The organism is Streptomyces sp. NPDC047853 (genome assembly GCF_043204535.1).
Lineage (GTDB): Bacteria > Actinomycetota > Actinomycetes > Streptomycetales > Streptomycetaceae > Streptomyces.
Genome location: NZ_JBIDCI010000011.1, coordinates 98,461 through 125,213 on the forward strand (window position 1 = coordinate 98,461; position 26,753 = coordinate 125,213).

A 26,753-nucleotide genomic window follows, 5' to 3' on the forward strand; every position below is an offset into this window, starting at 1 on the left:
GGTGTCCCGTGCCTCAGCGCGGCACGGGCGGTGCGGTGTCCCGGTCGGGGGGAGCCTGGGCGGGGGAGGGGGCGCGCGGCGAGGAGCGCCGGGGGAGCGGCAGCGTCGTGGCGCCGGTGACCACGCCGGGGTGGCCCACGGTGCCGAGGCTGAGCAGGACGTGGCGTTCGGCGACCTCCTCGGCACTGAGGGGGCCGTCGGCGCGGAACCAGTTGGCGACGCCCTGGCACATGATGAGCACCGAACGCACGGCGTCGGCCGGGATCGGCGTGGTGAAGACGCCCTGCGCCCGGCCCGCCTCGACCGTGTCCAGCAGCATGTGCTCGAGGTAGTCGCGCAGGGCCACGTAGCGTGCCCGGTTCTCGGGCTCCAGGCTGCGGATCTCGGTGTCCAGGAAGGCCAGCCGCCGTCGGTGCGCCATGTACAGCACGATCGACTCGACCATGCCGCTGAAGCGGGCCAGCGGGTCGTCCCCGCCCTCGCCGGCCGCGGACCGGCAGCGGTCCAGGACGTCCTTGATGGAGGTCTCCAGCAAGGTGGCCAGCAGGGCCTGCTTGTTCGCGTAGTGGTAGTACAGCGCGGGCACGGTGACACCGACCCGGCCGGCGATGTCCCGGACCGAAGTGCCGTGGTAGCCCTGCTCGTTGAAGGCCTCCATGGCGTGCAGCAGGATCGGGTGCAGGTCCAGCGGTCCGTAGGAGCGCCAGTGTGCCGCCGGGGGCGTGGGGTCCTGGCTCGGCTCGGTGTTCAACGGCTCTCCTCGGGACGGACGGCGGTCGGCCACATGGTACGGCCGCTCCTCAGGAAAATCTCCCTCAAGGCTACTTAGCGGTCGATCAGGAAACTCCGGCGAACCTCCCTCCGCCTGAGGTCACTTCCCCGGCGTGATCCCTCGAAAACTCGATCTGTCAGGGGAGTTGACCGGTCGCCGTCCCGCTCCTACGTTTTAGCGAACGCTCAGTAAGTCCTCGGTCGAGTCGGCGGTGCGTCCGCCGTGCTCCGGGAAAGGAACCCATGAGCCCTCACCGCCCCGACCCTCCCGGCCCTCGCACGGCGGGACCGCTCGACGGCGTGCGCGTGGTCGAACTGGCGGGGATCGGCCCCGGCCCGTTCGCCGCGATGCTCCTCGCCGACCTGGGCGCCGACGTGGTGCGCGTGGACCGCCCCGGCCCCTCGCTGCTCGGCGGCGCTCCCTCCCACGACGTGACCAACCGCAACAAGCGCTCCGTGGTGGTCGACCTGAAGACTCCCGAGGGCCCGCGGACCGTGCGGGCGCTGGCGGCACGCGCCGAGATCCTGCTGGAGGGGTACCGTCCCGGTGTCGCCGAGCGGCTCGGGATCGGGCCCGAGGAGTGCACGGCCGTCAACCCCGCGCTGGTGTACGGCAGGATGACCGGCTGGGGCCAGCACGGGCCCCTCGCGCCCCGGGCCGGACACGACGTCGGGTACATCGCCACCGCCGGAGCCCTCTCCATGATCGGCGCACCGGACGGGCCGCCCGCCCTCCCCGTCAACCTGCTGGGCGACTACGCGGGCGGCTCCCTCTACCTGGCCACCGGCGTCCTCGCCGCGCTGCTCACCGCCCGTGCCACCGGCCGCGGCCAGGTGGTGGACGCCGCGATCGTGGACGGCGCCGCGCACCTGACCGCCATGTTCTGGGGCATGCTCGCCGAGGGCACCTGGCGCGACGCGCGCGGCCGCAACCTGCTGGACGGAGGCTGCCCCCACTACGGCGTCTACGAGACCGCCGACGGCGGCTGGATGGCCGTCGGCGCCCTGGAACCGCAGTTCTACGCGGTGTACGTAACCCTCCTGGGCCTGGACGGCGAGAAGCTGCCCGACCGCGCCGACCCGCGCAACTGGCCCGAGCTGCGGGCCCTGTTCACCGCGCGGTTCAAGACCGCCACCCGAGAGGAGTGGACGGCCGTCTTCGAAGGCACCGACGCCTGTGTCGCACCCGTGCTCTCGCTGTACGAGGCGGCCGGCCACCCGCACCTGAGCGGACGCGGTACCTACACCGAGGCGTTCGGCGTCACCCAGCCCGCCCCGGCCCCCCGCTTCTCCCGCACCCCCGGCACCCTCCGGCGCCCGCCGGCCGTCCCCGGCGCCCACACCCCCGACGTGGCCCGCGACTGGGACGTACCCGAACTGCTGAAGGACCACCGCTGATGGAACTGTCCTCCCCCCTCGCCTACGCCGGCGATCCGCGCGCCGCCGCGGACCGGGCCGCCGCCCTGGAGTCCGCGGGCCTCGACGCCGTGTGGGTGGCCGAGGCCTACGGCTTCGACTCCCCGACCGTCATGGGGTACCTCGCCGCGCGGACCGAGCGGATGCGGATCGGCTCGGCGATCCTCAACGTCTACTCACGCACCCCCGCACTGATCGCCCAGACGGCCGCCGGACTCGACGCGCTCACCGGCGGCCGCGCCCTGCTCGGCATCGGCGCCTCCGGGCCGCAGGTCGTCGAGGGCTGGCACGGCCGCCGCTACGACCGCCCGCTGGGCCGCACCCGCGAGGTGATCGAGCTGTCCCGGCGGATCTGGCGGCGCGAGGTGATCGAGCACCACGGCATCACCGACCTGCCCCTGCCGCCGGAGAAGGGAGGCACGGCCGGCAAGCCGCTCAAGCTGCTGAACCACCCGGTCCGGGACACCGTCCCCGTACACGTCGCCGCCCTCGGCCCGGCCAACGTCCGGATGACCGCCGAGATCGCCGACGGATGGCTGCCCTTCCTCTACGTCCCCGAGCACGCCGCCGAGGTCTGGGGCAGGCCACTCGCCGAGGGCACCGCGCGGCGCGACCCCGCGCTCGGGCCGCTGTCCGTCGTCGCGGGCGGGCTCCTCGCCGTCGGCGACGACGCCGAGGCCGTCCGCGACCTGATGCGTCCCACCGTCGCCCTCTACGTCGGCGGCATGGGCGCGCCGGGCCGCAACTTCTATCACGACCTGGTCTGCTCCTACGGATACGAGGCCGCCGCGGCCGCCGTCCAGGAGCACTACCTCGCCGGCCGCAAGAAGGACGCGGAGGCCGCCGTCCCGGCCGAACTGCTGGAGCGGCTGTGCCTGGCCGGCCCGGAGGGCTATGTCCGCGACCGCGTCGAGGTCTTCCGCGAGGCGGGCGTGACGATGCTCAACGTCACCCCCGTCGGTCCCGACCCCGCTCGGCTGATCGAGCGCGTGAGGAGTTGGCTGTGACACTGGAACGCCGTCTGTACGGTCCTGACCACGAGGCATTCCGCGAGACGGTGCGGGCCTTCCTCACCAAGGAGGTGGCCCCGCACCACGAACGCTGGGAGAGGGAAGGCGTCGTCGATCGCGAGGTCTGGCGCTCGGCCGGCCGGCAGGGCCTGCTCGGCATGGCCGTGGCGGAGGAGTACGGAGGCGGCGGCACCGACGACTTCCGGTACAGCGCCGTCCTCATCGAGGAGTTCGCCCGCGCCGGAGCCTCCGGGCTGGCCCTGAGCCTGCACAACGACATCGTCGGCCCGTACCTGACCCGGCTCGCCGACGAGGAGCAGAAGCGCCGCTGGCTGCCCGGCTTCACCTCCGGCGACCTCGTCACCGCCATCGCCATGACCGAACCCGGCGCCGGCTCCGACCTCCAGGGCATCCGCACCACCGCCACCGACGAGGGCGACCACTACCTGCTCAACGGAGCCAAGACCTTCATCTCCAACGGCATCCTCGCCGACCTCGTCGTCGTGGTCGCCCGCACCACCCCCGAGGGCGGCAGCGGCGGCCAGAGCCTGCTGGTCGTCGAGCGCGGAACGCAGGGCTTCGCACGCGGCCGCAACCTCGACAAGATCGGCCAGAAGGCCCAGGACACCGCCGAACTGTTCTTCGACGACGTGCGGGTCCCCAAGGAGAACCTGCTGGGGGAGGAGAACCAGGCCTTCACCTACCTCATGGGCAACCTGGCTCAGGAACGCCTGGCCATCGCCATCGGCGCCGCCGCCGCGGCGGAGGAGATCCTCGACGTCACCACGCGGTACGTCAAGGAACGCGAGGCCTTCGGCAGACCGCTGTCCGGCCTCCAGCACATCCGTTTCGAGATCGCCGAGATGGCCACCGAGACCGCCGTCACCCGGACCTTCGTCGACCGGTGCGTCACCGAGCACGGCCAGGGACGGCTCGACGCCGTGCACGCCTCGATGGCCAAGTGGTGGGCCACCGAACTGCAGAAGCGCGTCGTCGACCGCTGTCTCCAACTGCACGGCGGCTACGGCTACATGAGCGAGTACCGCGTCGCCCGGGCGTTCCTCGACAGCCGGGTCCAGACCATCTACGGCGGCACCACCGAGATCATGAAGGAGATCATCGGCCGCTCGCTGCTCCACTGAGTCCGCACCGGACCCGCACCACCGCCGGTCACCCGGACGCGGTGTCCGCGACCTGTGACCCACCCGACCCGGAAGGCACCCAAGGTGAGCACCGATGCGTACGTGTACGACGCGATCCGCACCCCGCGCGGACGCGGCAAGGCCGGCGGGGCCCTGCACGGCACCAAACCGGTCGACCTGGTCGTCGGCCTGATCCACGAGACCCTCCGCCGCTTCCCCGACCTCGACCCGGCGGCGGTGGACGACATCGTGCTCGGCGTGGTCAGCCCCCTGGGCGACCAGGGCGCGGACATCGCCCGGACGGCCGCCCTCCTCGCGGGACTGCCGGACACGGTGGCGGGCGTACAGGAGAACCGCTTCTGCGCCTCCGGACTCGAAGCCGTCAACCTGGCGGCGGCGAAAATCCGTTCGGGCTGGGAGGACCTGGTCCTGGCGGGCGGCGTGGAGTCCATGTCACGGGTCCCGATGGGTAGTGACGGCGGCGCCTGGGCCCTGGACCCGCGAACCGCGCACGCCACCGGCTTCGTCCCGCAGGGCATCGGCGCCGACCTGATCGCCACGCTGGAGGGCTTCTCCCGGCACGACGTGGACTCCTACGCCGCGCTCTCCCAGGAGCGGGCGGCCGCCGCCTGGAAGGACGGGCGCTTCGACCGCTCCGTCGTCCCCGTGCGGGACCGCACCGGGCGGCTGGTCCTCGACCGGGACGAGCACATGCGGCCCGGCACCACCGCCGAGAGCCTGGCCGGGCTGACCCCCTCCTTCGCGCGGCCGGGCGAAACGGCCGGCTTCGACGCGGTGGCGCTGCAGAAGTACCACTGGGTGGAGCGGATCGACCACGTCCACCACGCGGGCAACTCCTCCGGCATCGTCGACGGCGCCGCTCTGGTCGCCCTCGGCAGCAAGGAGGCCGGCGAGCGCCACGGCCTGACCCCACGGGCCCGGATCGTCTCCGCGGCCGTGTCCGGGGCCGACCCCACGATCATGCTGACCGGACCCGCGCCCGCCTCCCGCAAGGCGCTCGCCAGGGCCGGGCTGACCATCGACGACATCGACCTCGTCGAGATCAACGAGGCCTTCGCCGCCGTCGTCCTGCGCTACGTCAAGGACCTGGGCCTGAGTCCGGACAAGGTCAACGTCAACGGCGGGGCGATCGCCATGGGGCACCCCCTCGGCGCCACCGGCGCGATGATCCTCGGCACCCTCGTCGACGAACTGGCGCGGCGCGACCTGCGGTACGGGCTGGCCACCCTGTGCGTCGGCGGCGGCATGGGCATCGCCACCGTCGTCGAACGCCTCTGAACGGCCGTCAGGACCCGTAGTCGTCCGCCTTCCCGGGAGACCTCAGCCATGGACACCACCGCACGGCCCGCCACCATCCGCTGGGAGGAGAGCGACGACCGCGTCGTCACCCTCGTCCTCGACGACCCGGACCAGTCCGTCAACACCATGAACGCCGCGTTCATCGACTCGCTGGACGCCGTCGCGGCGCGGCTGACGGAACGCCGTGACTCCGTCCGGGGCGTCATCGTCACCTCCGCCAAGAAGAGCTTCTTCGCCGGCGGCGACCTGCGCGATCTGATCTCCGTCACACCGGAGACCGCGGGCGCCTCCTTCGAGGCCGGAATGCGCGTCAAGCGCGCGCTGCGCGTCCTGGAGACCCTCGGCGCACCCGTGGTGGCCGCGATCAACGGCGCGGCGCTGGGCGGAGGTTACGAGATCGCCCTGGCCTGCCACCACCGTGTGGTGCTGGACAGCCCCGCCGCCCTGGTCGGGCTCCCCGAGGTCACCTTCGGGCTGCTCCCCGGCGGCGGGGGAGTGACCCGTACGGTCCGTATGTTCGGCGTCGTGGACGCACTGCGGAAGGTGCTCCTGGAAGGCACCCGGTACGGTCCGGCGCACGCCCTCGAGGCGGGTCTGGTCGACGAGATCGCCACCGGACCGGGCGAACTGCTCGCGGCGGCCCGGGCCTTCATCGACGCGCACCCGCGGTCCACGCAGCCCTGGGACGCCCCCGGCCACCGCATCCCCGGCGGCACTCCCGCGGACCCGGAGCTGGCCGCGCGGCTCCCCGCCCTGACCGCGCTCCTGACCAGGAAGACGGGCGGCGCCCCGTGCCCGGCCGCGCACGGCATCCTCGCGGCGGCCGTGGAGGGCTCCCAGGTCGACCTGGACACGGCCTTCGTGGTGGAGGCCCGGTACCTGACGGAACTGGTCACCGGGCAGATCACCAAGAACATGATCCAGGGGTACTTCTTCGATCTCCAGGCGGTCGACGCCGGTGCCGGCCGGCCGGCGGGCGTCGCACCGCGCGGGGTGACCCGGGTGGGCGTGCTCGGCGCGGGCATGATGGGCGCGGGCATCGCCCACTCCTGTGCCCGGGCCGGGCTCGACGTCGTACTGAAGGACGTCTCCGCCGAGGCGGCGGCGCGGGGCCGGGCGCACTCCGAGCGGCTGTGCGCCCGAGCGGTGTCCAGCGGCCGGATCACCCGGGAGCAGGCGGACGCCCTGCTGGCCCGCATCACCGCGACCACCGACCTCCGGGACCTGGCCGGCTGCGACGCCGTGATCGAGGCCGTCTTCGAGGACACGGGTGTCAAGCACAAGGTGTTCCAGGAGGTGCAGGAGGTCGTCGCGCCGGACGCGCTGCTGGCCTCGAACACCTCCACCCTGCCCATCACCGTCCTCGCCGAGGGGGTCCGGCGGCCGCGGGACTTCGTCGGCCTGCACTTCTTCTCACCGGTCGACAGGATGCCGCTGGTGGAGATCGTCAAGGGTGAGGAGACCGGGGACGAGGCGCTGGCCCGGGCCTTCGACCTGGTGCGCCGGCTCGGCAAGACGCCGATCGTGGTCGACGACTCGCGCGGGTTCTTCACCTCCCGTGTCATCGGCCGCTTCCTCGACGAGGGCGTCGCCATGGTGGGGGAGGGCATCGAGCCGGCCTCCGTCGAGCAGGCCGCCGCCCAGGCCGGCTACCCGGCCAAGGTCCTCGGCCTGATGGACGAGCTCACCCTCACCCTCCCGCGCCGGATCCGCGAGGAGAACCGCAGCGCGGCCGAGGCGTCGGGCCGCACGTGGCAGCCGCACCCCGCGGACGCGGTGGTGGACCGCATGATCGACGAGTTCGGCCGCCCCGGCCGGTCCGGCGGCGCGGGCTTCTACGACTACGTCGACGGCAGGCGCGCCGGGCTCTGGCCGGGGCTGCGTGAACACTTCACCGATCCGGCGGGGCAACCGGCCGACCTGACCGAGCTGATGGACCGGATGCTCCTCGTCGAAGCCCTGGACGCGGTGCGCTGCCTGGAGGAGGGAGTGCTGGCCTCGGTCGCGGACGCCAACGTCGGCTCGCTGCTCGGCATCGGATTCCCACCGTGGACGGGCGGCGTCCTGCAGTACCTCAACGGCTACGACGGCGGCGCCCGGTTCGGGACCGGGCTGCCGGGCTGCGTGGCCCGCGCGCGGGAGCTGGCCGCACGACACGGCGAGCGCTTCGCCCCGCCCGAACTGCTGCTGCGCAAGGCCGAGCGGGGAGAGACCTTCACCGACCGCTGATCCCGACGGAGGGGGCCGCCCGGTGGCGCCGCCGGGGGAGCGCGGCTGCCGACCGGTTCTCGGAGGTCGGGCGGTTCCCGGGGGTCGGGCGGGTTCCCGGGTGTCGGGTGGGGTGGTTCCCGGGGGTCGGCTGCTGGTTCCCGCCCCTTGGCTCCCGGTTCTTGCCCCGCCCCCAGCCCTTGCCCCGCCCCCCTCGCCCCCGACCCGCCTCCAGCCCCTCGCTCCCCTCGGGGGCCCGCGGGCGCTCCACCCCGCTCCACCCCGGCTTCACCGGGCACGCCCTCAGGGGCCCTCCCTCCCCGGTCGCCGCCGGCCGTTCCCTTCCGATCAGCAAGGAGGCCCCGATGACATCAGCTCCCGGCACCGCCGACGACCCGGCCGACCGGACCCTGCCGCACCTGCTGGCCCGCAACGCACGCGAGTACCCGCGACTCCCCGGCCTCTCCTGGCAGCCGGAGGACGCGGACGGCCACTGGACGACGTTCAGCTGGGCGGAGATCCACGAGCACACCCGGCGCCTCGCCGCCGGCTACCACGCCCTCGGCGTCCGCCGCGGCGACCACGTGCTGATGATGATGACCAACCGGCCCGAGCACTGGCTGTCGGACCTGGCGCTGGTCCGCCTCGGCGCGGTACCGGTCAGCGTCTACAACACCGCGGCCCCCGAGCAGATCACCCACATCGCCCGCAACTGCCGGGCCCGCCTCGCCGTGGTGGACGGGGCCGCCCAGGTCGCGGTGTGGGAGCCCTTGCTGGCCGACGCCGACACCCCGCTGGAGCGACTGGTGGTGGCCCAGGCGGGTGCGCGGGAACCCCACGTCCCGTACGCCGGCCTACTGCGCGAGCCGGTGCCGGAGGGCTTCGACGCGCAACTGGACACAGCCCGCCCCGAGGACCCGCTGACCGTCGTGTACACCTCCGGCACCACCGGTGAACCCAAGGGCGTGGTCCTCACCCACCGCGCGGTGATGTCCAACTCCCTGGCCCTCGACGCCGTGGTCGAACTGCCCCCGCACGTCGAGCACATCTGCTACCTGCCGTTCGCCCACATCGCCGAGCGGATGCTGGGCATCTACCTGCCCTGTCACCGGGCCTCGCACGTCCGCCTCTGCGCCGATCCGACGCGCGTCGGCGAGGTGGTGCGCACGGTGCGCCCCGCGCAGTTCTTCGGGGTGCCGAGGATCTGGGAGAAGCTGTCCGCCGCCGTGCGGGCCGTGCTGTCGCTGATGCCGGCCGACCAGCGGGCGGTCATCGACGAGGCCTTCGAGGTCGCCCGCGAGCACGTCGGGTACCGCGAGCGGGGCGAGACGCCGCCCGCCGAGCTGGAGAAGCGCTACACCCGCGTACGCGAGGACGTGCTGCTGCCCATGCTGGCCGCGGGCGGGCTGGACCGGGTGACCTGGTCGGCCAGCGCGTCGGCGCCGATGGCGGCCGACGTGGTCGAGTTCTGGGCCGGTTTCGGCATCGTCATCATGGATGCCTGGGGGCTGACCGAGACCACCGGCGTGGCCACCAGCAACAGCCCGAAGACCGGTTTCCGGCTCGGTTCGGTGGGGCGCCCGGTGGAGTCCGTGGAGATCCGGGTCGCCGAGGACGGGGAGATCCTGGTGCGGGGCACCTCCGTGTTCTCCGGCTACCTCCAGCCGGACGGCTCGGTGCGCTCCGCCCTGGACGCCGACGGTTGGCTGGCCACCGGCGACATCGGCCGGATCGACGAGGACGGCTACCTCTGGCTCACCGACCGGAAGAAGGAGATGATCATCACCTCCACCGGCAAGAACGTGTCGCCGGCCCTGGTGGAGAACGCGCTCAAGGAACACCCGCTGATCGGACAGGCGATGGTGCACGGCGACGAGCACTCCTACCTGGTCGCCCTGCTGGTGCTCGACGCGGAGACCGCCCCGGCCTGGGCCGCGGCCCACGGCGTGGAGACGGCGGGGGGCCCGGCCCGGCTGGCGCGGCACCCCGTCGTCCGGGCGGAGGTGGAGCGCGCGGTGGCCGCCGCCAACACCCGGCTCAACCGCAGCGAGCAGGTCAAGCGGTACGAACTGCTGACCGAGGAGTGGGGGCCGGCGACCGGAGAGCTGACCCCGTCGCTGAAGATGCGGCGCCGCGTCATCCGCGACAAGTACGCCGACGCGTTGGCCGAGCTGTACCGGGAGTGAGCGGGCGGCCCCCTCGGGCCGTGGACCCCCGGGCCACCGCGCGGGGTCACGGCCGCCCACCCCTGGCGAGGGGTGGGCGGCCGCGCACCGGGCGAGGGCTCAGAGCCCGTAGGTCCTGCCGATGACGTCCCGCTGGATCTCGCTGGTCCCGCCGTAGACCGTCGAGACGACCGCGGCCCGCAGGTGGCGCTCCATGTCGAACTCCGTGGTGTAGCCGTAGCCGCCCATCATCTGCATGCCCTCCAGGGCGGCCCGCTTGGCGACCTCGGTGGCCTTCAGCTTGGCCATGGACGCCTCGCGGGGGAACAGCTCGTCGGGCCGCGCGTCGCAGTCCAGGGCCACCTCGCGCACCAGCAGCCGGGTGCACTCGATCTCGGTGGCGAGATCGGCGATCCGGTGCCGCAGGGCCTGGAAGGAGCCGACGGGCCGGCCGAACTGCTCCCGTTCGCGCACGTAGCCGACGGCGTCGTCGAAGGCGCGGCGTGCCAGGCCCAGCATGTTCGCGGCCAGGAAGAGCCGCTCGTAGTTCAGACCGGCCATCAACTGCCGCCAACCCTCGTCCACTTGTCCGACGACGGCGTCCGCGGGCAGCCGTACGCCGGTGAGGAAGACGTCGTTGACCTCCCGGCCGCCCATGGTGTCGATGCCCCGCACCTCCACGCCCGGGGTCGCGGCGGGCAGATGGAACATGGTCAGGCCGCCGTGCTTGTCCTCGCCGGTGCGGGCCACCAGCAGGATGCTCCGTGCGCAGTGCGCGTTGGAGATCCAGGTCTTCTGCCCGTCGATCACCCACGTGCCGTCCTTCTCCTGACGGGCCCGGCAGCGCAGGGCGCCCACGTCCGACCCGGCACCCGGCTCCGACATGGCGATCGACAGGACGTCACCGCGTACGGCGCCGGGCAGCACCTCCTTGCGCTGCCGCTCGGTGCCGAACCGCTCGTAGGCCTTCGCGGTGATGACCGTGGTGACGAACCCTCCGCACGGCACCATCCCGTACGAGGTCTCCTCCAGGAAGAGGCAGGCGTCCGCCAGACCGCCGCCGGAGCCCCCGTACTCCTCGGACAGGCACACCCCGAGCCAGCCCAGGTCGGCGAGCCGGCCGTACAACCCCGGGTGGTGGGCCTCCCGGCCGCCCTCCGTCAGCGCGTCGCGCTGCTGCCGGGTACCGCACTCGCGTGTGGCGAAATCGCGTACGGCCGCGGCGAAAGCGGTCTGTTCTTCGGTGAGGCGACTACCCATCAGGTCCTCCGGGGTGCGGATGCCGGTCGGCGGCTCGATCACGTGCGGACACGGTGTGAGTTACAAAGAAATGATAGGTGTTTCAGCGTCTCACCGGGAGACGTACGCCGGTATCGTGAGACGCACCATGACAACTGACACGAACGACCCGTGGCTCGGCCGAGCCCTCGCCCAGCCGGAGCCGGAGGACGGCACGGCGCAGCGGATCCTCGACGCGGCGCTGGAGCAGTTCACCCTGCTGGGGCTGCGCCGTTCCTCCGTGGACGACGTGGCCAAGCGGGCGGGCGTCTCCCGGGTCACCGTCTACCGGCGCTTCCAGACCAAGGACAAGCTGGTCGAGGACACGCTGCTGCGTGAGCTGCGCAGGTTCTTCCAGCGGCTGGACTCGGCGGTCGCGGCGCAGCCGACGATGAAGGAGCGGGTCGTCGAGGGCTTCGTGGTCGCCCTGCGCCACACCCGCGCCCATCCGCTCTTCGGCGGCCTGCTGCGCCTGGAACCCGAGGTGGTACTGCCCTATCTGACCGTGCAGGGCAGCTCCTCGCTCTCCGCCACCGTCGAGTACCTCACGGTCCACCTGCGCCGGGCGCAGCAGGTCGAGGGCCGCCCCGACGAGGACGCGCGCCCGGTCGCCGAACTGATGGTGCGGGTCGCGGTGTCCTTCCTGCTCAACCCGGCCAGTTGCATCGAGATGGAGGACGAGGACCAGGCCCGGTCCTTCGCCCGCCGCTACCTGGCCCCGCTGCTGGACGCCTGACCGGCCGCACCGGCCGCACCGGCCGCACCGGCCGCACCGGCCGCACCGGCCGCACCGGCCGCACCGGCCGGACGTCCGCCCGGGCGGTGCGGCGCTCATGGCCGTCGGGGCCGTCGGGGCCGTCGGGGCGCTCGGTCGGCGGTGCGCGGTCCGGCCGCTCAGCGGCGCCGGTGCAGGGCCCGGGCCAGCCGCACCGCGCGTTCCCGCGCGGCGGCCGGAACCTCGAAGGAGGTCAAGGCGACCGGCGGGGTGAACCGCTGCACCGTCGTCGACTGCACGGACGTGAACGCCCGCAGCCCCTCCGCCCCGTGGATCCGTCCGAAGCCGGACTCCCGCGACCCCCCGAACGGCAGGGCCGGCACCGCCGCGAAGCCGAGCACCGAGTTCACCGACACCGCCCCGGCCCGCAGTCGCGCCGCGATCGCCGCACCGGCGCGCCCGCCGCGGCAGAACACCGCGGCCCCCAGCGCGTAGCGCGAGGCGTTGGCCCGCTCCACGGCCTCGTCCACGTCGGCCACCGCGTTGATCGCCACCACCGGCCCGAAGGTCTCCTCCGCCATGGCCGGCGCGTCCTCCGGAACACCGGTCAGCACGACCGGCGCGACGTACGGGGCACGCACCGACTCGGGCCCGCCCAGCAGCGCACGCGCCCCCGCCGAGACCGCGCCGGTCACATGCCGCTCGACGACCGAGACCTGGCCCGGCAGGGTCATCGGACCGTAGGAGGCGTCCGGCCCGGCACCGGGGCGCAGCGCCCCCGCCCGCTCGACCACCCGTGCGCACAGCGCCGCGTGGATCTCGTCCACCGCGTAGACGCGCTCCACCCCGGCGCAGGTCTGCCCCGCGTTGCTCAGCGCACCCCACACGATCGCGTCGGCGGCCGCGTCCAGGTCCGCGTCCGCGGTGACGATCACCGCGTCCTTCCCGCCGCACTCGGCGAGGAACGGCGTCAGCGTCTCGGCGCACACCGCCATCACGGCGCGGGCCGTCCCCGGCGACCCGGTGAACGCCAGCTTGTCCACCCCGGACCGGGCCAGGGCGTCCCCGGTGGAGGCCGCGCCGGTGACGGTGGTGAGCAGCCCGGCGTGCCCGGGCACGGCGGCGTCGAAGAGCCCGGCCAGCAGCACGCCGGTGCCCGGGGTCAGTTCGGACGGCTTGAAGACCACGGCGTTCCCCGCGGCCAGGGCGTAGCCGATGGAGCCCATCGGGGTGTACAGCGGATAGTTCCAGGGCCCGATCACCCCCACCACACCCAGCGGCCGGTGCACCAGCGAGGCTCGCTGGTGGACGGTGAACAGGCCGGTACCGACCCTCCGCCGCCGCAGTACGCGCTCGGCGTTGCGGGCGGCCCAGCCCAGATGCTCCAGCGTGAGGACGATCTCCAGCGCGGCGTCACCGGCCGGTTTGCCGGTCTCCTCGGCGATGGTGCGGGCCACGGCGTCCAGGTCGGTGGCGAGGGCCTTCTTCCAGCGCAGCAGATGGTCTCGGCGCCGGGCCGCGGGCAGCGCCGCCCACCCGGCCTGGACGGCCCGGGCGCGGTCGACGGCGCGGGAGACCTCTTCCGGCCCGTCCACCGGATGCGCGGCGATCGGCTCGCGGGTCGCGGGGGAGTACGTGGAGAAGGTCGAGGCGCTCGGTGCGGTGGCCGGGGTGGTGTCGGTCATCGGGTCTCCTGACGGGGAGCGTGGCGCGGAGAGACGCGCCGAAGGACCCTTCGGGGGCGGTGCGGCGGGCGCGAACCCTGCCGAAGGGGTGGCAGCCGCGCGCCCCGAGGCCCCGCGGCTGCCGCCCCGGACACCCTGGACGCCAGGCGTCCCGGCGCGCGGAACACACGGGCACGGCGACGCCCGGCCCACGGGGTACCGGACGAGACCGCCGGCGAGCCGGGTGACGCGGCACGCACGGATGGTCGGTGACGACGCTCCTGACGGGAGCGCCCCTGTGAGTCGAAGATACCGAAACCATCGCGTTGTTTCATAGAGGGCGGCGTCAGCTCGTCGACGACGCCCGGCCGGGCGGCCACCCGGGGGCACCGGGACGCGGTGACGGTCCCGGGCCGGTGCGCGGCGAGGGCGTCATCTATCCTTTCGGTGCGCCTGCTGAGCGGTGGCGCGTCGCCCAGCGCGACACCGTCGGAGCGGTCGCTCCGGCCCCTCGGGACACGCCCGGTACGGCCCGGGCGGGGAGGTTCCGAGAAAGAAGCGAGGTACGTCCGTGATCTGCGTCGGCGGCATGATCGGCATCGGCAAGACGAGCGTGGCCGAAATGCTCGCCAAGGGCCTGGGCAGCCAGGTCTTCCTCGAGAGCGTCGAGGACAACCCGATCCTCCCGCTCTTCTACACGGCGAGCCCCGAGGAGATCCGGGCGAAGCGCTACCCCTTCCTGCTTCAGCTCTACTTCCTGCAGACCCGGTTCGCCTCGATCAAGGAGGCGTACAAGCAGCGCGACAACGTCCTCGACCGCTCCCTCCACGAGGACTGGTACTTCGCCAAGGTCAACCACGATCTGGGGCGGATCAGCTCCCTCGAGATGCGGGTGTACGAGGGGCTGCTCCACGAGATGATGCGCGAGATCGACGGCCTGCCGTACCGCAAGGCGCCCGATCTCATGGTCTACCTCAAGGCGGACTTCGCGACGGTGCTGCGTCGGATCGGGCTGCGGGGCCGCGACTTCGAGCAGGACGAAGGCCTCGTCGAGTACTACCGGACGTTGTGGTCCGGCTACGACGCCTGGGTGTACGAGCACTACTCGGCCAGTGAGGTCCTCGTCGTCGACATGAACCACACCGACGTGGTGAACGACCCCGACGACGCGGCCCGGGTGCTGCGGGAGGTCGAGACGGCCCTGGCGGCGGCCAGGTCCCGTCTCTGAAGCCGTCCGGCACCGGCACCGGCACCGCGCCACGGGACCACGCCCGCCGTCACTTCCCGGCCACCGTGCCCAGGAAGCGGATGTGCGGCCGGTCGCCGGGGCCGGGACGGGTGACCGCGGCACGCACGCCGTAGACGTCGGCGATCAGGGACTCGGTCAGGGTCTCGCCGGGGGTGCCGGCGGCCACCACCCGGCCCTGCCGCAGCACCACGACCTGGTCGCAGTACATGGCCGCGAGGTTCAGGTCGTGGAGGGCGATCACGCTGGTGACGGGCAGCTCGGCGACCAGGGCCAGCAGGTCGAGCTGGTGCTGGACGTCGAGGTGGTTGGTCGGCTCGTCCAGCAGTAGCTCGCGCGGCTCCTGGGCCAGGGCACGGGCGATCTGCACGCGCTGGCGCTCGCCGCCGGAGAGCGTGTGCCAGGGCCGGTCGGCGCGGTCGGTGAGGCCGGTGCGCTCCAGGGCGGTGCGTACGGCCCGCTCGTCCGCCGCGGTCACGGGGGTCCAGGCGCGGCGGTGCGGGACGCGACCGAGGCGTACGACGTCGAGGACGGTCAGCTCGACGAGGGTGTCGGCATGCTGCTCGACGACGGCCACCCGCCGGGCCACGGCGCGGCGGCCCCAGTCGCCGAGGGGACGCCCGTCGAGGGTGACGACCCCGCAGGTGGGGGCGAGGACGCCGGACAGCAGCCGCAGCAGCGTCGACTTGCCGGAGCCGTTGGGTCCGAGCAGCCCGGTCACGGAACCGGGTCGCGGGGCGAGGCCGACGCCGTCGAGGACCAGCCGCCCGCCCAGGGCACGGCTCACACGATCGGCGGCGAGGGTGGACGGCTCGGCGGGCGGCTGCCCCGCGGACGCCCGTCCGTGGGACGCCTGTCCGTAGGACGCCTGTCCGTCGGCTGCTTGCCCGTCGGCTGCTTGCCCGTGGGTCGTCCGCCCGTCGGTCCCCTGCCCGGTACCGGCCGTCATCGCGTCCTCCTCGTGCGGTAGAGGACCAGGACGAACGCCGGGACGCCGACCAGCGAGGTCACCACGCCCACCGGCACTTCCTGGGGATCGAGGACGGTACGGGCCAGGGTGTCGGCCCAGACCAGGAAGACCGCGCCGGCGAGCGCGGTGACGGGCAGCAGCCGGGCGTGCCCCGGGCCGACCAGGGCCCGCGCGCCGTGCGGCAGGACCAGGCCGACGAAACCGATCGCGCCGGCCGAACTGACCAGCGCGGCGGTCAGCAGGGCGGTCACGCACAGCAGCACCAGTCGGGTCCGGGCGACCGAGACGCCCAGGGTCGCCGCGGCATCCTGGCCGAAGGCGAAGGCGTCCAGGGTGCGGGCGTACCCGAGGCACAGCGCCAGGGCGAGCACCAGCACGGCCAGGCACAGCCCCACCTCGGTCCAGTCGGCCCCGCTGAGGGACCCCAGCAGCCAGAACAGCACACCCCGGGTGGTCTCCGCGTCGGCCGCCGTCGTCACCACGAACGACGTCAGGGCGGCGAACAGCTGCATCGCCGCCACCCCGGACAGCACCACGCGGTCCGTCGTCCCGCCGAGCGTGTGGCTGAGCAGCAGCACCAGCGCGAACGAGCCGAGCGCACCCACGAACGCGCCGCCGGAGACGGTCAGGGCGCCGCCGCCCGCGCCGAGGACGATCACGACCACGGCGCCGGTCGACGCTCCGGAGGAGACGCCCAGGACGAAGGGGTCGGCCAGCGGGTTGCGCAGCAGTGACTGCATCACCGCGCCGCACACGGCGAGCCCGGCGCCGCACACCGCGGCGAGCACCGTACGGGGCAGCCGCAGGTTCCAGACGATGCCCTCCCGGATGGGAGTCAGCTCCGTCGTCCCCCAGCCCAGGCGGGAGGCGACCACCGACCAGGCGTCGCCCACGCCGATGTCCGCCGGCCCGACGGTGATGGCCACGGCGACGGACACGGCGAGCACCGCGAGCCCGCCGCCCAGACCGGCCAGGCCGCGCAGCACACCGGCCGCGCCGGGCGGCCGGACCTTCCGGGAGGACCGCAGCGCGGTGGTCATCGGGCGAGGCCGTGCTCGCGCAGCGCCGCGGCCACCTTCTCGACGCCCTCGACCGTACGGATCGTGGGGTTCATGGCCTGCCCGCTGAGCAGCACGTACCGCTTCGCCCGCACCGCCTTCATGTTCCTCGTCGCCGCATTCGACTCCAGGAACGCGATCTTCTTCGCGGCCGACTCGGCGGTCTGCGACCTGCGGGTCAGATCGCCGATGACGAGCAGGTCGGGGTCACGGTCGGCCACCGTCTCCCAGTTGATCTGGGGCCACTCCTGCGTGCTGTCGTCGAAGACGTTCTTCGCGCCCAGCGCGTTCGTGATGACGCCGGGCGCGCCGCAGCAGCCCGCCATGTAGGGGGACTCCTGGTTCGCGAACCAGTACAGGACGGTGGCGTTCTCGGCGCCGGTCCCGGCGGCGGCCTTCGCCACCCGGCTCTCCAACCCGGAGACGAGCTTCTCGCCCCGTTCCTCCACCCCGAAGACCCGTGCCAGTTCCCGCACTTCGCGGTAGACGGTGTCCATGGCCAGGGGCTCGCTCCGGGAGCCGTCGCCGTCGCCGGTGTTGTCCTTGCCCTCGCAGTCGGCGGGCGAGAGGTACGTGGGAACGCCGAGCTCCTCGAACTTCTCGCGGGGCGCCACCCCGCCCTTGCCCAGGGTGGAGGTGAAGGAGGAGGCCACGAAGTCGGGTTCGGCGTCCAGGACCCGCTCGAACGACGGCTGGTCGTCGGCGAGCCGGGGCACCTTCTCGTTCGCCCGCTCAAGACCCGCGAGGACCGGGTCGGTCCAGGTGGCGGTTCCCACCATGCGGTCGGCCAGGCCCAGGGAGAGCAGGATCTCGGTGGTGCCCTGGTTCAGGGACACCGCCCGCTGCGGAGGGGCCTCGACCGTCACCTTCCGCCCGCAGTTGTCGATCGTGACGGAGCGCTTCCCGGCGCCGGCGGGCTTTCCGGACGAGCCGGAACCCGAGCCGGAACCGCACCCGGTGAGCAACAGGGCCCCGGTCAGGAGCAGGACGGAACGACGGGCGGGACGTGACAGCTGCAAGGTGTCGGTTTCCTCAACGTCAGGACCCAGGCGCGGGGTCCGTGCGAACGATCGGTCACCAGCAGGTCTTCGGACTCGGGGTCATCCCGGCGGAACGCCTTCCCGGACCCGGCCGTGACCGTCGTCCAGTGGCTGCTGCCCCGCCCGTCACCCTCACCGCTGCGCGTCAGTTCCGGATTCCCACCGGATTCCCTGACCCGTGTACGCGTAGGCCGCGTTCACGAGTGCGACTGGCGTCCGGAAGCTATCACAGCCCTCTCCCGTACGGTCCGACGGACCTTCGACCCTCCTCCGGGGTGGCCCCTTCGCAGCGGCGCTCAGCGGGCCTCGTCGCGCTCCCGGGCGGCGGAGAAGGTGCGTGCGCTCGGCACCAGGGCGGCGACCGCGGGCGCCGTGAAGCAGACGACCGCGCAGCCCGTGAGCACCGCCGTGACGCCGAAGGCGTCGATGGCGGGGGCGATGAGGGCGAGCCCGACCGGGGCGAGTCCGTACGAGAGCAGGAAGTCCAGGGAGGAGACCCGGGCCAGTTTGTCCGGGGCGACCTCGCGCTGGGCGGCGGTGAACCACGGCACGTTGAACAGCTCGATGCCGACGCCCGCGACGGCGTACGCGGCCATCACGACGGCCGGGTGCACGGGCAGCACGAGGCTGAGCGGGGCGAGTCCGTAGGCGGCGAGGCCGGCCAGGGCGGCCCAGCCGGGGGAGCGGGGACGCCAGCGGGCGATGAGCAGCGCACCGCCGAGCGCTCCGGCGGTGTACGCGGTCATCGCACCCGCGAGAACGACCTCGGTGCCGTACTCGTCCCGGCTGACCATGGGCAGGGCGACGCCGGTCGCGGAGTAGCCGGTGGCTATCACGGCCGTCAGCGCGCCCAGACCGGCGAGGAACCACGGGTGCCTGCGGGCCTCGCGGACCCCCTCCGCGAACTCGCTCAGCAGGGACGCCCTGCCCGCCCCGGCCGAAGGCTCCGCCGTGTCCTCCCCGGCCCCGGGCCGGGCGCCGCGTCCGGGCACGCAGGCCGCGACGAGCCAGAGGAGCCCGATGCCCATCAACAGGGCCCAGGTGTCCAGGAAGACGGCGAGCAGCGCGGCCGAGGAGGGGCCCACGAGGGTGGTGACCCGTACCGCCAACGTCATGGCGGCGTTGGCCTGTTGCCTGCGACCGGCGTCGACCACCTCGGCGGTCAGGGCCTGGTAGGCGGGTCGGCAGGCGCCCTGGCCGGCTCCGGCCACCGCGGCGGCCGCCGCCATCAGCAGCACCGAGCGGTCCAGGCCGAAGGCGATCACCGGCGCCGAGCCTCCGGCGGCGAGCCCCGCCCACAGCACCACACCCCGGCGGGAGTGCCGGTCGGCCAGGACCCCGGCCACGGGTACCGCGGCGAGGAAGCCGACCGTGCGGGCCGCGAGCAGCAGGCCGAGGTCGGTGGCGGCCAGGGTCCGGTCGAAGACGGCGAGACCCAGCACGAAGGGCAGGGCCCAGGTGGCCAGGCCGGACGCGGTGGCGCCTGTCCACAGGCGCAGGAAGGCCAGGTCGAGCAGGATGGAGCGCTGCTCACGGGGCGGGGACCCGGCGGGGGCGGGAGGGGCGGAGGGGCTGGGCACGAGGGGGCGCTCCTGTCCTGTCGGCGGCGGTGGATCGAACGCGAACCGGCTGCAACATCCTTGTCGCACAGGGAGGTTGTCCGGCGGTACCGGCCTCGGCAGGCGACGGGCAGCGCGGCGCGGACATCACACTATCGCAGTGATAATCATTTCCATTAGAGTGCTCCCGGTCGCTCCCTCGTGAGGGGTGTCGTGGCCCCGTGTCTCGTTTCGCCCGTCGATCCGGACTGTCTGTCGAGGTCGGGGGCGTGCTAGGTTCACCATATGAAAACGATTGTCATTAGCGAGGGAAAGTGAAGGTCCCGCACATGCCTCCGCCCTCGGCCTCTGGGCCTTCAGTCGGTGAGGCCGAGACCCCGGCCGGTGAGGCCGAGACCCCGGCCGAGACCCCGGCCGACCCGGCCGAGGCGTCGGCGCCCCGGCCCGCGGAGGCCGTGCGAGGCCGGTCGCAAGGTCGACTCGGCTCCCGTAAGGGGCTGTTGTTCGGCTGCTCGGCGCTGGTCGCCGTCCTGCTCGTGTCCGTCGTCGTCGCCATCGGGCTGGGCCCCGCGGTCGTCACCCCGGGGGAGACGGCCCGTCATCTGTGGGCGGCTCTCAGTGGCGGGCGGGTCGGCGCGGACGAGGTGACGACGTATCAGATCATCTGGCAGATCCGTACGCCGCGCGTGCTGCTCGCGGCGCTGGTGGGGGCCGGGCTGAGCGCGGTCGGTGTGGCGATCCAGGCCATGGTGCGCAACGCGCTGGCCGATCCCTTCGTCCTCGGTGTCTCCTCGGGCGCCTCCGTGGGTGCCGTCGGGGTCACCGTCACCGGAGGGCTCGCGGCGCTCGGCCTCTACGCCGTCTCCGCCGGCGCCTTCGTCGGCGCACTCGTCGCCTCGCTCCTGGTGTACGCCGCCTCCTCCAGCAAGGGCTCGCTGTCGCCGCTGCGCCTCGTGCTCACGGGTGTGGCCATGTCGCTGGGGTTCCAGGCTGTCATGAGCCTGATCATCTACTTCGCGCCGGACAGCGAGGCGACCAGCATGGTCCTGTACTGGACCATGGGCAGCTTCGGAGCCGCGGCCTGGGGCGCGTTGCCCGTCGTCTCCCTCGTGGTGCTGGCCGGCCTGGTGCTCCTGTACCGGTACGGGCGGGCACTGGACGTCCTCTCCCTCGGCGACGAGACCGCCGCGAGCCTCGGCTTCGATCCCGACCGGTACCGCAAGGTGCTGCTGGTCCTCGTCTCGCTGGTGACGGGCGTCATGGTCGCCGTCAGCGGCGCCATCGCCTTCGTCGGCCTCGTCATGCCGCACGTGGTGCGGATGGTCGTCGGCGCCACCCACGCCCGCGTCCTCGCCGTGGCCCCACTGGTCGGGGCAATCTTCATGGTCTGGGTCGACCTCGCGGCCCGGACACTGGTCGCCCCGCGCGAGCTGCCGCTCGGGGTCATCACCGCGCTGGTGGGGGTCCCCGTCTTCATCGCCCTGATGCGCCGCCGGGGCTACACCTTCGGAGCGCGCTGACGTGGACCTGAAACTCGATGAACTCTCCGTGGTGACGGACGGCAGGAGTCTCGTACGGGGACTCTCCCTGGACGTGCCGGACGGTCAGGTCGTTGGCCTCGTGGGCCCCAACGGAAGCGGCAAGTCCACCGCTCTGCGGTGCGTGTACCGGGCGCTGCGCCCCAGCTCCGGCACCGTCTGGGTGGGCGAACAGGACCTCACCCGGCTCCCGATGCGCGACAGCGCGCGGACCGTCGCGGCCATGACCCAGGACGGCGGCGTCGACTTCGACTTCACGGTCGAGGAGGTCGTCGCGCTCGGACGCGCCCCCCACCTCCGCGGCAACCAGGTGCTCAGCGTCCGGGAACGCGAGTTGTGCGAGCGGGCGATGGACCGGCTCGACATCGGACACCTCGCCCACCGGGGCGTGCTGACCCTGTCGGGCGGTGAGCGCCAGCGCGTCCTGCTGGCCCGCGCGCTCGTGCAGGAGCCGGAGATCCTCGTCCTGGACGAGCCGACCAACCACCTCGACGTCCGCCACCAGGTCGAACTGCTCTCGCTCCTGCGCGAGTCCGGACTGACCGTCCTCGTCGTCCTGCACGACCTCAACCTCGCCGCGGCGGCCTGCGACCGGCTCGGCGTGCTCTCCCGAGGCCGCCTGGTCGCCTCCGGCCCGCCCGCGGAGGTGCTCACCACCCGGCTCGTCGGTGACGTCTTCGGCGTCAGGGCCAGCGTCGTACCCCACCCGCTGACCGGTGATCCCCAGCTCCTGTACTCGCTCGACTCCACCCGCTGAAAGGCTGCTCACGCATGCGTACAACCCGAACCCCCGCCCCGGCCCGCCGGCCCGCCGCACTCGGTTCCGCCCTGGCGGCCGTCCTGGTGCTCGGCGGATGCGGCGCCGAGGTCGAGACGGCCGCGAAGGAGTCCGGCAAGGTCACCGTCAAGCGCTGCGGTGAACCGGTGGAGTACACGGTTCCCCGGCGCGCCGTGGCCTACGAGGGCGGCAGCGCGGACAAGCTGTTCGCCCTCGGCCTGACCGAGCACGTGCACGGCTACGTCATGCCTCCCGCCAACCCGCCGGTGAGCGAGTCCCCGTGGGCGTCCGAGTACGCGAAGGTGAAGATGCTCAGCGATGACCTCCTCAACAAGGAGGTCGTGGTCGAGGCCAAGTCCGACTTCGTCGTGGCCGGCTGGAACTCCGGCTTCAAGCAGGAGCGGGGCATCACGCCCGAGATCCTGGACCAGCTCGGCATCCAGAGCTTCATGCACACCGAGAGCTGCTTCAACTACCCGGGTCACCCGGAGAGGATGGCCCCCTTCGACGCCCTCTACACCGACCTCGAACGACTGGGGAAGATCTTCCGGGTCGAGAAGAAGGCCGCGGACGTCGTCGACGGGTTGAGGAAGCGCGTCGAGGAGGTCGAGGCCAAGGCCCCGCAGGGCGACCCGGTACCCGTCTTCCTCTACGACTCCGGCACCGACCAGCCGTTCACCGCGGGCAACCAGGTGCCGCCCAACGACATCATCAGGACGGCGGGCGGCCGGAACGTCTTCGACGGCCTCGACGAGCGCTGGACCCAGGTCAACTGGGAATCCGTGGCCGAGGCCGAACCCGAGGTCATCGTCATCCTCGACTACGGTGACCTGCCCGCCCAGAGGAAGATCGACTTCCTGAAGAAGTCCCCGCACACCCGGGACCTCCCGGCCGTACGGAAGAACAACTTCTTCGTCCTCGACTACAACGAGGGCATCAGCGGGCCCCGAAACATCGACGGCCTGGAGAAGTTCGCCACCTACCTGCGCGAACTGCAGGGCTGAGCCACCGCGCACCACGGTCCGGCGAAACGGCGCGCACACCCGCCCGCCGGACCGGCCTTCGACGTGCCCGCGCACCCCCCCCGCCCACCAGACCGGCCTTCGACGTGCCCGCGCGCACCCCCGCCCACCGGACCGGACTCGGACGTGCCCGCGCGCACCCCCGTCCACCGGACCGGACTCGGACGTGCCCGCGCGCACCCCCGTCGAACGACACAAGGAAAGGACCAGGCCCCATGGACCGCCACGCGATCGGACAGGCTCTCCTGGAGCAGTTGCCCCCGCCGCTGCCCGCCGACCGGATCATCGCCCTCAACCAGCCCAAGGCCGACCTGCACAGCACGCGCTCCTACGAGTGGAACGGCTGGACGTTCGACGTCCCGCCCGGCGTCTTCATACCCGGCTGGACCAGCCGCCTGATCCACGAGCGGCTGCTCGACGGCCGTATCGAGACCCGTGGCCTGCGGTACGCCGCCATGGGCGTCGGCCTGGGCGTCGAAGCCGTGACGGCCGGCGTCCGCGGCGCTCGGGAGATCCACGCGCTCGACGTCCATCCGGAGAGCGTGGCCGCCGCCACCGGCCACTACCGGCGCCTGGTCGGCGAGCGCCCGGACACCGCGTTCCTCCCCGCGGTGAGTGACGTCTTCGACGCTCTGGCCGACGACGTCCGGCTGGACGTCGTCACCTTCAACCCGCCCGCCGTCAGCCAGACCGTCAGCGACGCCCCCGACGTCGTACGCAACGTCTGCGTGGGCGCGCCCCTGCTGGCGAAGTTCTTCGCCCAGATCACGGAACGGGACCTGCTCGCCCCCGGCGGCGAGATCCACGTCATCGCCTCCAACACCGCGGACCTGCGGGCCCTCGTCCAGCACGCGCTGGACCACGGGCTCAGCCCGCGCGTCGACCATCTCCACGACTGGCAGGACGGCGTGCTGACCTTCCTCTTCCGCATCACCCACGACACGCCCCGCAGCGGAGGACAGCGATGAAGAACACCGACGAACTCCTGGCCGCCGTCCTGGCGGGCGAGCACGGCCCCCGGCCCGCCGACCTCGTCGCCACCAGCGTCTTCTGGGCGCACCACGGCACCCGGCTGGCCGGCGGCGACACCACCTACCTCAACCAGTACCTCCTCGTCCGCCTGGGCGACTCCTTCGGTGGCTGCGCCTTCGAGGCGGGTGAGGTCGACCCGTCCCTGTGCCGCGACGCCTCCGGCACCCCCGTCGACACGCTGCTGCGCGAGGGGCCGAGGCCGCTGCGGATCGCCGCGCTCGACGCCTACCTCAGTTCGGTCCGCCCGCACCGGGAGGCGACCGAGGCGGAACCGGTCACCCTGCCCGCCGGGACCCCCGAGACCCGGGCGCTGGCCCGGGACGCGGCCGTCGCCGGGCTCCTCGACATCGACACCGGGGCCCAGGTCGGCCTCATCGGCGTGGTCAACCCCCTGGTCGCCGCGATCCGCGAACGCGGCGGTACGCCCCTGCTCTGCGACTTCAACCTGCGCACCACCCAGTGGGGCGACCCGGTCACCGACGACATGCACGAGGTCCTCGACGCCGCCGACGCCGTCGTGGCCACCGGCATGACCCTCAGCAACGGAAGCTTCGACACCGTCCTGGGCCGTTGCCGCGAACGCGGCGTGCCTCTGGTGGTCTACGCCCAGACCGGCAGCGCCGTGGCGCGGGCCTTCCTCGGACAGGGCGTGACCGCGCTGTCCGCGGAACCCTTCCCCTTCTCCCAGTTCAGCGCCGAACCCACCACCCTGTACCGCTACCGGGTGGCGGCCGACGCATGACGGCCGCCACCCGCCGACCGATGGCCCCCTCCCGTGACACGGAGGGCACCGGACGTGCCGCCTGCCACCACGGCGAGATCCTGCAGGGCGTCTTCCTCGACGAGCGGCGTCGCCCCGTCCACGCCCTGGTGACCCTGCCGATGAACGGACCGGGCAGCACCGCCCGGTTCACGCCCCGGCCCGGCAGCGCGCCCGACGAGGTCACGGTGACACCGACCGGCCGGACCAAGGCGCGGGCGGCGGCCGTCCTCGCGGTACGGGAGTGCGCCGCACGCCGCGCCGCGCAGCCCAGCGGCGGGGAGCTGACCCTCACCGGAGACCTCCCCGTGGGCCTCGGCATGGGCTCCTCCACCAGCGACGTCATCGCCACGGTACGGGCGGTCGCCCACTCCTGGGGCATGTCGCTGCCGTCGGAGACGATCGCCCGGATCGCGGTGCGCGCCGAAGGCGCCAGCGACCCCCTGATGCACGGCTCACGCCCCCTGCTCTTCGCGCAGCGCGAGGGCCGCGTCCTCGAGGTCCTGGGTTCCACGCTGCCGCCCGCCGTGGTGGTCGGGTGCGCGCTCGCCCAGGGAGCACCGGTCGACACCCTCTCCCTCCCCGCCCTTCACCACGACGGCGACCTCGCCGCCTACGGACACCTGCGCCGCATGCTCCGCCGCGCGGTGACCTCCACCGACACGGGTCTGCTCGGCCGGGTCAGCACCGCCAGCGCCCGCCTGCGCCAACGCGTCCTGCGCCACGAGGAGTTCCCCGCCCTCACCGGCATCGCCGACGGCACGGGCGCCGTCGGCGTGCAGATCGCCCACAGCGGCAACGTCGCCGGCATCCTCTTCGACCCCCGTACGCCCGGCCTGCGCCACCGACTGCGCCGCTGCACCCGCGCCCTGGACCGCGAGGGCATCACACCGACCCGCACCTTCACCACCTTCGCGTCCCCCATCAGCGAGGAGTTCCCGTGGACGAACACATCTCGGAAGCCGTCGGCCGCCCGGACCTGATACGCCTCGACGACGGCTTCCTCTGCCTGCGTTTCGAGACCATGAAGGTCGTCTCCGCCCTGGCCGCCGTACGCCACCTGCTCGACACCGGCGTCGTACGGCGCGGCGACACCCTCATCGACAGCTCCAGCGGCATCTACGCCTACGCCCTCGCCCTGGCCTGTCACCGGCACGGCATGCGCTGCCACATCGTCGGCTCCACCACCGTCGACCACACTCTGCGCACCCAGCTCGACATCCTCGGCGCGCACCTGGAGCAGATGCCGCCCAGCAGCAGCCTCAAGCTCGACCAGAGCCGCCGCGTCGCCCGCGTCCGCGAGATCCTGCGGGAGAACCCGGACTACCACTGGATGCGCCAGTACCACGACGACATCCACTACCTCGGCTACGAGGCCGTCGCCGAACAGATCCACGCCCGGACCGCCGGCGGCTCCCTGACCCTGGTCGGCGGAGTGGGCTCCGGGGCCTCCACCGGCGCCCTCGCCCACTACCTGAGGAAACGCTCCGTCGACGTACGGCTCGCGGGCGTCCAGCCGTACGGAAGCGTCACCTTCGGCAGCGAACACGTCGCCGACCCGGAGATCATCATCGCCGGGATCGGCAGCTCCATCCCCTTCGGCAACGTCCGCCACGACCTCTACGACGTCCTGCACTGGCTCGCCTTCGACGCCGCCCTCGCCGGCAGCGTCGACCTGCTGCGCCGGCACGCGGTGTTCGCGGGCCTGTCCACCGGAGCCGCCTACCTCGCCGCCCGGTGGGAACGCCGGGAGGAGCCCGGCCGGACGGTCCTGTTCATCGCCGCCGACACCGGCCACCGCTACGTCGACACCGTGTTCGCCCGGCACCGGGAGGCCGCCCAGATCGACGACCTGGCACCCCGCCCGGTACGCAGTGGGGACGAACTGGCCCTCCCCTGGTCGCGGATGGACTGGAACGGCTCACCGGCCCCCGAGGGAGCGGTCGTCGCATAGCCCGCGGGACGACCCTCGCCGTCCCGCACGAGGCAACCACTGAGGAACGTCCGCGACGGCCCCGCGTCCAGCTGGACGCGGGGCCGTCGCGGAGGCGGCTCGACGAG

General features: G+C 73.0%; 22 protein-coding genes and 1 riboswitch. Of the genes, 15 read left to right on the plus strand and 7 right to left on the minus strand.

Translation table 11 applies throughout. The annotated features are described in order from the left end of the window. Positions 1–13 precede the first annotated feature (13 nt). Complete coding sequence (locus ACGF5T_RS21440) at positions 14–751, minus strand: TetR/AcrR family transcriptional regulator (RefSeq protein WP_356605456.1); 738 nt, start codon at positions 749–751, stop codon at positions 14–16. Positions 752–1,014: 263 nt separating this feature from the next. On the opposite strand from ACGF5T_RS21440, the gene ACGF5T_RS21445 reads away from it, so the two are divergent. The 6 genes from ACGF5T_RS21445 to ACGF5T_RS21470 all read left to right on the plus strand — a co-directional run bounded on the left by ACGF5T_RS21445 (position 1,015) and on the right by ACGF5T_RS21470 (position 10,053). Next, on the plus strand, positions 1,015–2,169 hold the full coding sequence (locus ACGF5T_RS21445) for a CaiB/BaiF CoA-transferase family protein (protein ID WP_356605454.1): 1,155 nt from the start codon (positions 1,015–1,017) through the stop codon (positions 2,167–2,169). After that, positions 2,169–3,194, plus strand: a complete 1,026-nt coding sequence (locus tag ACGF5T_RS21450) for an LLM class F420-dependent oxidoreductase (RefSeq protein WP_356605452.1) — start codon at positions 2,169–2,171, stop codon at positions 3,192–3,194. The genes ACGF5T_RS21445 and ACGF5T_RS21450 overlap by 1 nt, the downstream gene beginning before the upstream one ends. Further along, positions 3,191–4,339 carry an acyl-CoA dehydrogenase family protein gene (locus ACGF5T_RS21455; protein ID WP_392888817.1) on the plus strand — a complete coding sequence of 383 codons (1,149 nt, stop codon included), beginning with the start codon at positions 3,191–3,193 and terminating at the stop codon, positions 4,337–4,339. The genes ACGF5T_RS21450 and ACGF5T_RS21455 overlap by 4 nt, the downstream gene beginning before the upstream one ends. Before the next feature lie 84 nt (positions 4,340–4,423). Beyond that, complete coding sequence (locus ACGF5T_RS21460; RefSeq protein ID WP_361015886.1) at positions 4,424–5,638, plus strand: acetyl-CoA C-acetyltransferase; 1,215 nt, start codon at positions 4,424–4,426, stop codon at positions 5,636–5,638. Positions 5,639–5,686: 48 nt separating this feature from the next. Beyond that, entirely contained in the window at positions 5,687–7,888 is a 2,202-nt protein-coding gene (locus tag ACGF5T_RS21465; RefSeq protein ID WP_366766984.1) for a 3-hydroxyacyl-CoA dehydrogenase NAD-binding domain-containing protein, read from the plus strand. Positions 7,889–8,232: 344 nt separating this feature from the next. Then, positions 8,233–10,053: an AMP-dependent synthetase/ligase gene (locus tag ACGF5T_RS21470; RefSeq protein ID WP_366766983.1), complete on the plus strand. Its 1,821-nt coding sequence runs from the start codon at positions 8,233–8,235 to the stop codon at positions 10,051–10,053. A gap of 99 nt (positions 10,054–10,152) precedes the next feature. Here ACGF5T_RS21470 and ACGF5T_RS21475 read toward each other — a convergent pair whose 3' ends face one another. Beyond that, positions 10,153–11,292 carry an acyl-CoA dehydrogenase family protein gene (locus ACGF5T_RS21475; protein ID WP_366767000.1) on the minus strand — a complete coding sequence of 380 codons (1,140 nt, stop codon included), beginning with the start codon at positions 11,290–11,292 and terminating at the stop codon, positions 10,153–10,155. Between the two features lie 127 nt (positions 11,293–11,419). Here ACGF5T_RS21475 and ACGF5T_RS21480 point away from each other — a divergent pair, with 127 nt between their 5' ends. Then, complete coding sequence (locus ACGF5T_RS21480) at positions 11,420–12,046, plus strand: TetR/AcrR family transcriptional regulator (protein WP_356605444.1); 627 nt, start codon at positions 11,420–11,422, stop codon at positions 12,044–12,046. 158 nt (positions 12,047–12,204) lie between these two features. Here ACGF5T_RS21480 and ACGF5T_RS21485 read toward each other — a convergent pair whose 3' ends face one another. Continuing rightward, positions 12,205–13,710 carry an aldehyde dehydrogenase family protein gene (locus ACGF5T_RS21485; RefSeq protein ID WP_356605442.1) on the minus strand — a complete coding sequence of 502 codons (1,506 nt, stop codon included), beginning with the start codon at positions 13,708–13,710 and terminating at the stop codon, positions 12,205–12,207. 550 nt (positions 13,711–14,260) lie between these two features. On the opposite strand from ACGF5T_RS21485, the gene ACGF5T_RS21490 reads away from it, so the two are divergent. Then, positions 14,261–14,917 carry a deoxynucleoside kinase gene (locus ACGF5T_RS21490; protein ID WP_392888824.1) on the plus strand — a complete coding sequence of 219 codons (657 nt, stop codon included), beginning with the start codon at positions 14,261–14,263 and terminating at the stop codon, positions 14,915–14,917. Between the two features lie 49 nt (positions 14,918–14,966). Here the strand turns inward: ACGF5T_RS21490 and ACGF5T_RS21495 are convergent, their stop codons facing one another. The 4 genes from ACGF5T_RS21495 to ACGF5T_RS21510 all read right to left on the minus strand — a co-directional run bounded on the left by ACGF5T_RS21495 (position 14,967) and on the right by ACGF5T_RS21510 (position 19,502). Next, positions 14,967–15,884, minus strand: a complete 918-nt coding sequence (locus ACGF5T_RS21495) for an ABC transporter ATP-binding protein (protein WP_366766982.1) — start codon at positions 15,882–15,884, stop codon at positions 14,967–14,969. Then, positions 15,881–16,945, minus strand: a complete 1,065-nt coding sequence (locus ACGF5T_RS21500; RefSeq protein ID WP_361015876.1) for an iron chelate uptake ABC transporter family permease subunit — start codon at positions 16,943–16,945, stop codon at positions 15,881–15,883. Before ACGF5T_RS21500 ends, ACGF5T_RS21495 begins: the two co-directional genes overlap by 4 nt. Continuing rightward, positions 16,942–17,982 carry an ABC transporter substrate-binding protein gene (locus tag ACGF5T_RS21505; RefSeq protein WP_366766981.1) on the minus strand — a complete coding sequence of 347 codons (1,041 nt, stop codon included), beginning with the start codon at positions 17,980–17,982 and terminating at the stop codon, positions 16,942–16,944. Before ACGF5T_RS21505 ends, ACGF5T_RS21500 begins: the two co-directional genes overlap by 4 nt. A 42-nt stretch (positions 17,983–18,024) precedes the next feature. After that, positions 18,025–18,232, minus strand: a riboswitch (cobalamin riboswitch). 67 nt (positions 18,233–18,299) lie between these two features. After that, the gene (locus ACGF5T_RS21510) at positions 18,300–19,502 is read right to left on the minus strand and encodes an MFS transporter (protein ID WP_366766999.1); all 1,203 of its coding nucleotides are present in this window, start codon (positions 19,500–19,502) and stop codon (positions 18,300–18,302) included. 389 nt (positions 19,503–19,891) lie between these two features. On the opposite strand from ACGF5T_RS21510, the gene ACGF5T_RS21515 reads away from it, so the two are divergent. From ACGF5T_RS21515 to ACGF5T_RS21545, 7 genes are all read left to right on the plus strand, one after another. After that, positions 19,892–21,082, plus strand: coding sequence for a FecCD family ABC transporter permease (locus tag ACGF5T_RS21515; RefSeq protein ID WP_392888829.1), 1,191 nt, complete (start codon positions 19,892–19,894; stop codon positions 21,080–21,082). A 1-nt stretch (position 21,083) separates the two neighbouring features. Next, positions 21,084–21,857 carry an ABC transporter ATP-binding protein gene (locus ACGF5T_RS21520; RefSeq protein WP_366766980.1) on the plus strand — a complete coding sequence of 258 codons (774 nt, stop codon included), beginning with the start codon at positions 21,084–21,086 and terminating at the stop codon, positions 21,855–21,857. 14 nt (positions 21,858–21,871) lie between these two features. Further along, positions 21,872–22,882, plus strand: coding sequence for an ABC transporter substrate-binding protein (locus tag ACGF5T_RS21525; RefSeq protein ID WP_366766979.1), 1,011 nt, complete (start codon positions 21,872–21,874; stop codon positions 22,880–22,882). Between the two features lie 233 nt (positions 22,883–23,115). After that, complete coding sequence (locus ACGF5T_RS21530) at positions 23,116–23,868, plus strand: methyltransferase (RefSeq protein ID WP_366766978.1); 753 nt, start codon at positions 23,116–23,118, stop codon at positions 23,866–23,868. Then, entirely contained in the window at positions 23,865–24,674 is an 810-nt protein-coding gene (locus tag ACGF5T_RS21535; RefSeq protein WP_366766977.1) for a Rossmann-like domain-containing protein, read from the plus strand. The genes ACGF5T_RS21530 and ACGF5T_RS21535 overlap by 4 nt, the downstream gene beginning before the upstream one ends. Further along, a complete protein-coding gene (locus ACGF5T_RS21540; protein WP_361015866.1) occupies positions 24,671–25,675 on the plus strand; it encodes a GHMP kinase in 1,005 nt (334 codons plus the stop codon). Before ACGF5T_RS21535 ends, ACGF5T_RS21540 begins: the two co-directional genes overlap by 4 nt. Continuing rightward, entirely contained in the window at positions 25,633–26,646 is a 1,014-nt protein-coding gene (locus ACGF5T_RS21545) for a pyridoxal-phosphate dependent enzyme (protein ID WP_366766976.1), read from the plus strand. The genes ACGF5T_RS21540 and ACGF5T_RS21545 overlap by 43 nt, the downstream gene beginning before the upstream one ends. The last annotated feature ends 107 nt before the right edge of the window (positions 26,647–26,753 follow it).

What these genes read in the sequence shown, in the direction of transcription:
- ACGF5T_RS21535 (WP_366766977.1), top strand. Translation starts at nt 23,865, where the DNA reads ATGAAGAACACCGACGAACTCCTGGCCGCCGTCCTGGCGGGCGAGCAC.
- ACGF5T_RS21515 (WP_392888829.1), top strand. Translation starts at nt 19,892, where the DNA reads ATGCCTCCGCCCTCGGCCTCTGGGCCTTCAGTCGGTGAGGCCGAGACC.
- ACGF5T_RS21495 (WP_366766982.1), bottom strand. Translation starts at nt 15,884, where the DNA reads ATGACGGCCGGTACCGGGCAGGGGACCGACGGGCGGACGACCCACGGG.
- ACGF5T_RS21450 (WP_356605452.1), top strand. Translation starts at nt 2,169, where the DNA reads ATGGAACTGTCCTCCCCCCTCGCCTACGCCGGCGATCCGCGCGCCGCC.
- ACGF5T_RS21530 (WP_366766978.1), top strand. Translation starts at nt 23,116, where the DNA reads ATGGACCGCCACGCGATCGGACAGGCTCTCCTGGAGCAGTTGCCCCCG.
- ACGF5T_RS21445 (WP_356605454.1), top strand. Translation starts at nt 1,015, where the DNA reads ATGAGCCCTCACCGCCCCGACCCTCCCGGCCCTCGCACGGCGGGACCG.
- ACGF5T_RS21465 (WP_366766984.1), top strand. Translation starts at nt 5,687, where the DNA reads ATGGACACCACCGCACGGCCCGCCACCATCCGCTGGGAGGAGAGCGAC.
- ACGF5T_RS21540 (WP_361015866.1), top strand. Translation starts at nt 24,671, where the DNA reads ATGACGGCCGCCACCCGCCGACCGATGGCCCCCTCCCGTGACACGGAG.
- ACGF5T_RS21475 (WP_366767000.1), bottom strand. Translation starts at nt 11,292, where the DNA reads ATGGGTAGTCGCCTCACCGAAGAACAGACCGCTTTCGCCGCGGCCGTA.
- ACGF5T_RS21500 (WP_361015876.1), bottom strand. Translation starts at nt 16,945, where the DNA reads ATGACCACCGCGCTGCGGTCCTCCCGGAAGGTCCGGCCGCCCGGCGCG.
- ACGF5T_RS21480 (WP_356605444.1), top strand. Translation starts at nt 11,420, where the DNA reads ATGACAACTGACACGAACGACCCGTGGCTCGGCCGAGCCCTCGCCCAG.
- ACGF5T_RS21485 (WP_356605442.1), bottom strand. Translation starts at nt 13,710, where the DNA reads ATGACCGACACCACCCCGGCCACCGCACCGAGCGCCTCGACCTTCTCC.
- ACGF5T_RS21470 (WP_366766983.1), top strand. Translation starts at nt 8,233, where the DNA reads ATGACATCAGCTCCCGGCACCGCCGACGACCCGGCCGACCGGACCCTG.
- ACGF5T_RS21525 (WP_366766979.1), top strand. Translation starts at nt 21,872, where the DNA reads ATGCGTACAACCCGAACCCCCGCCCCGGCCCGCCGGCCCGCCGCACTC.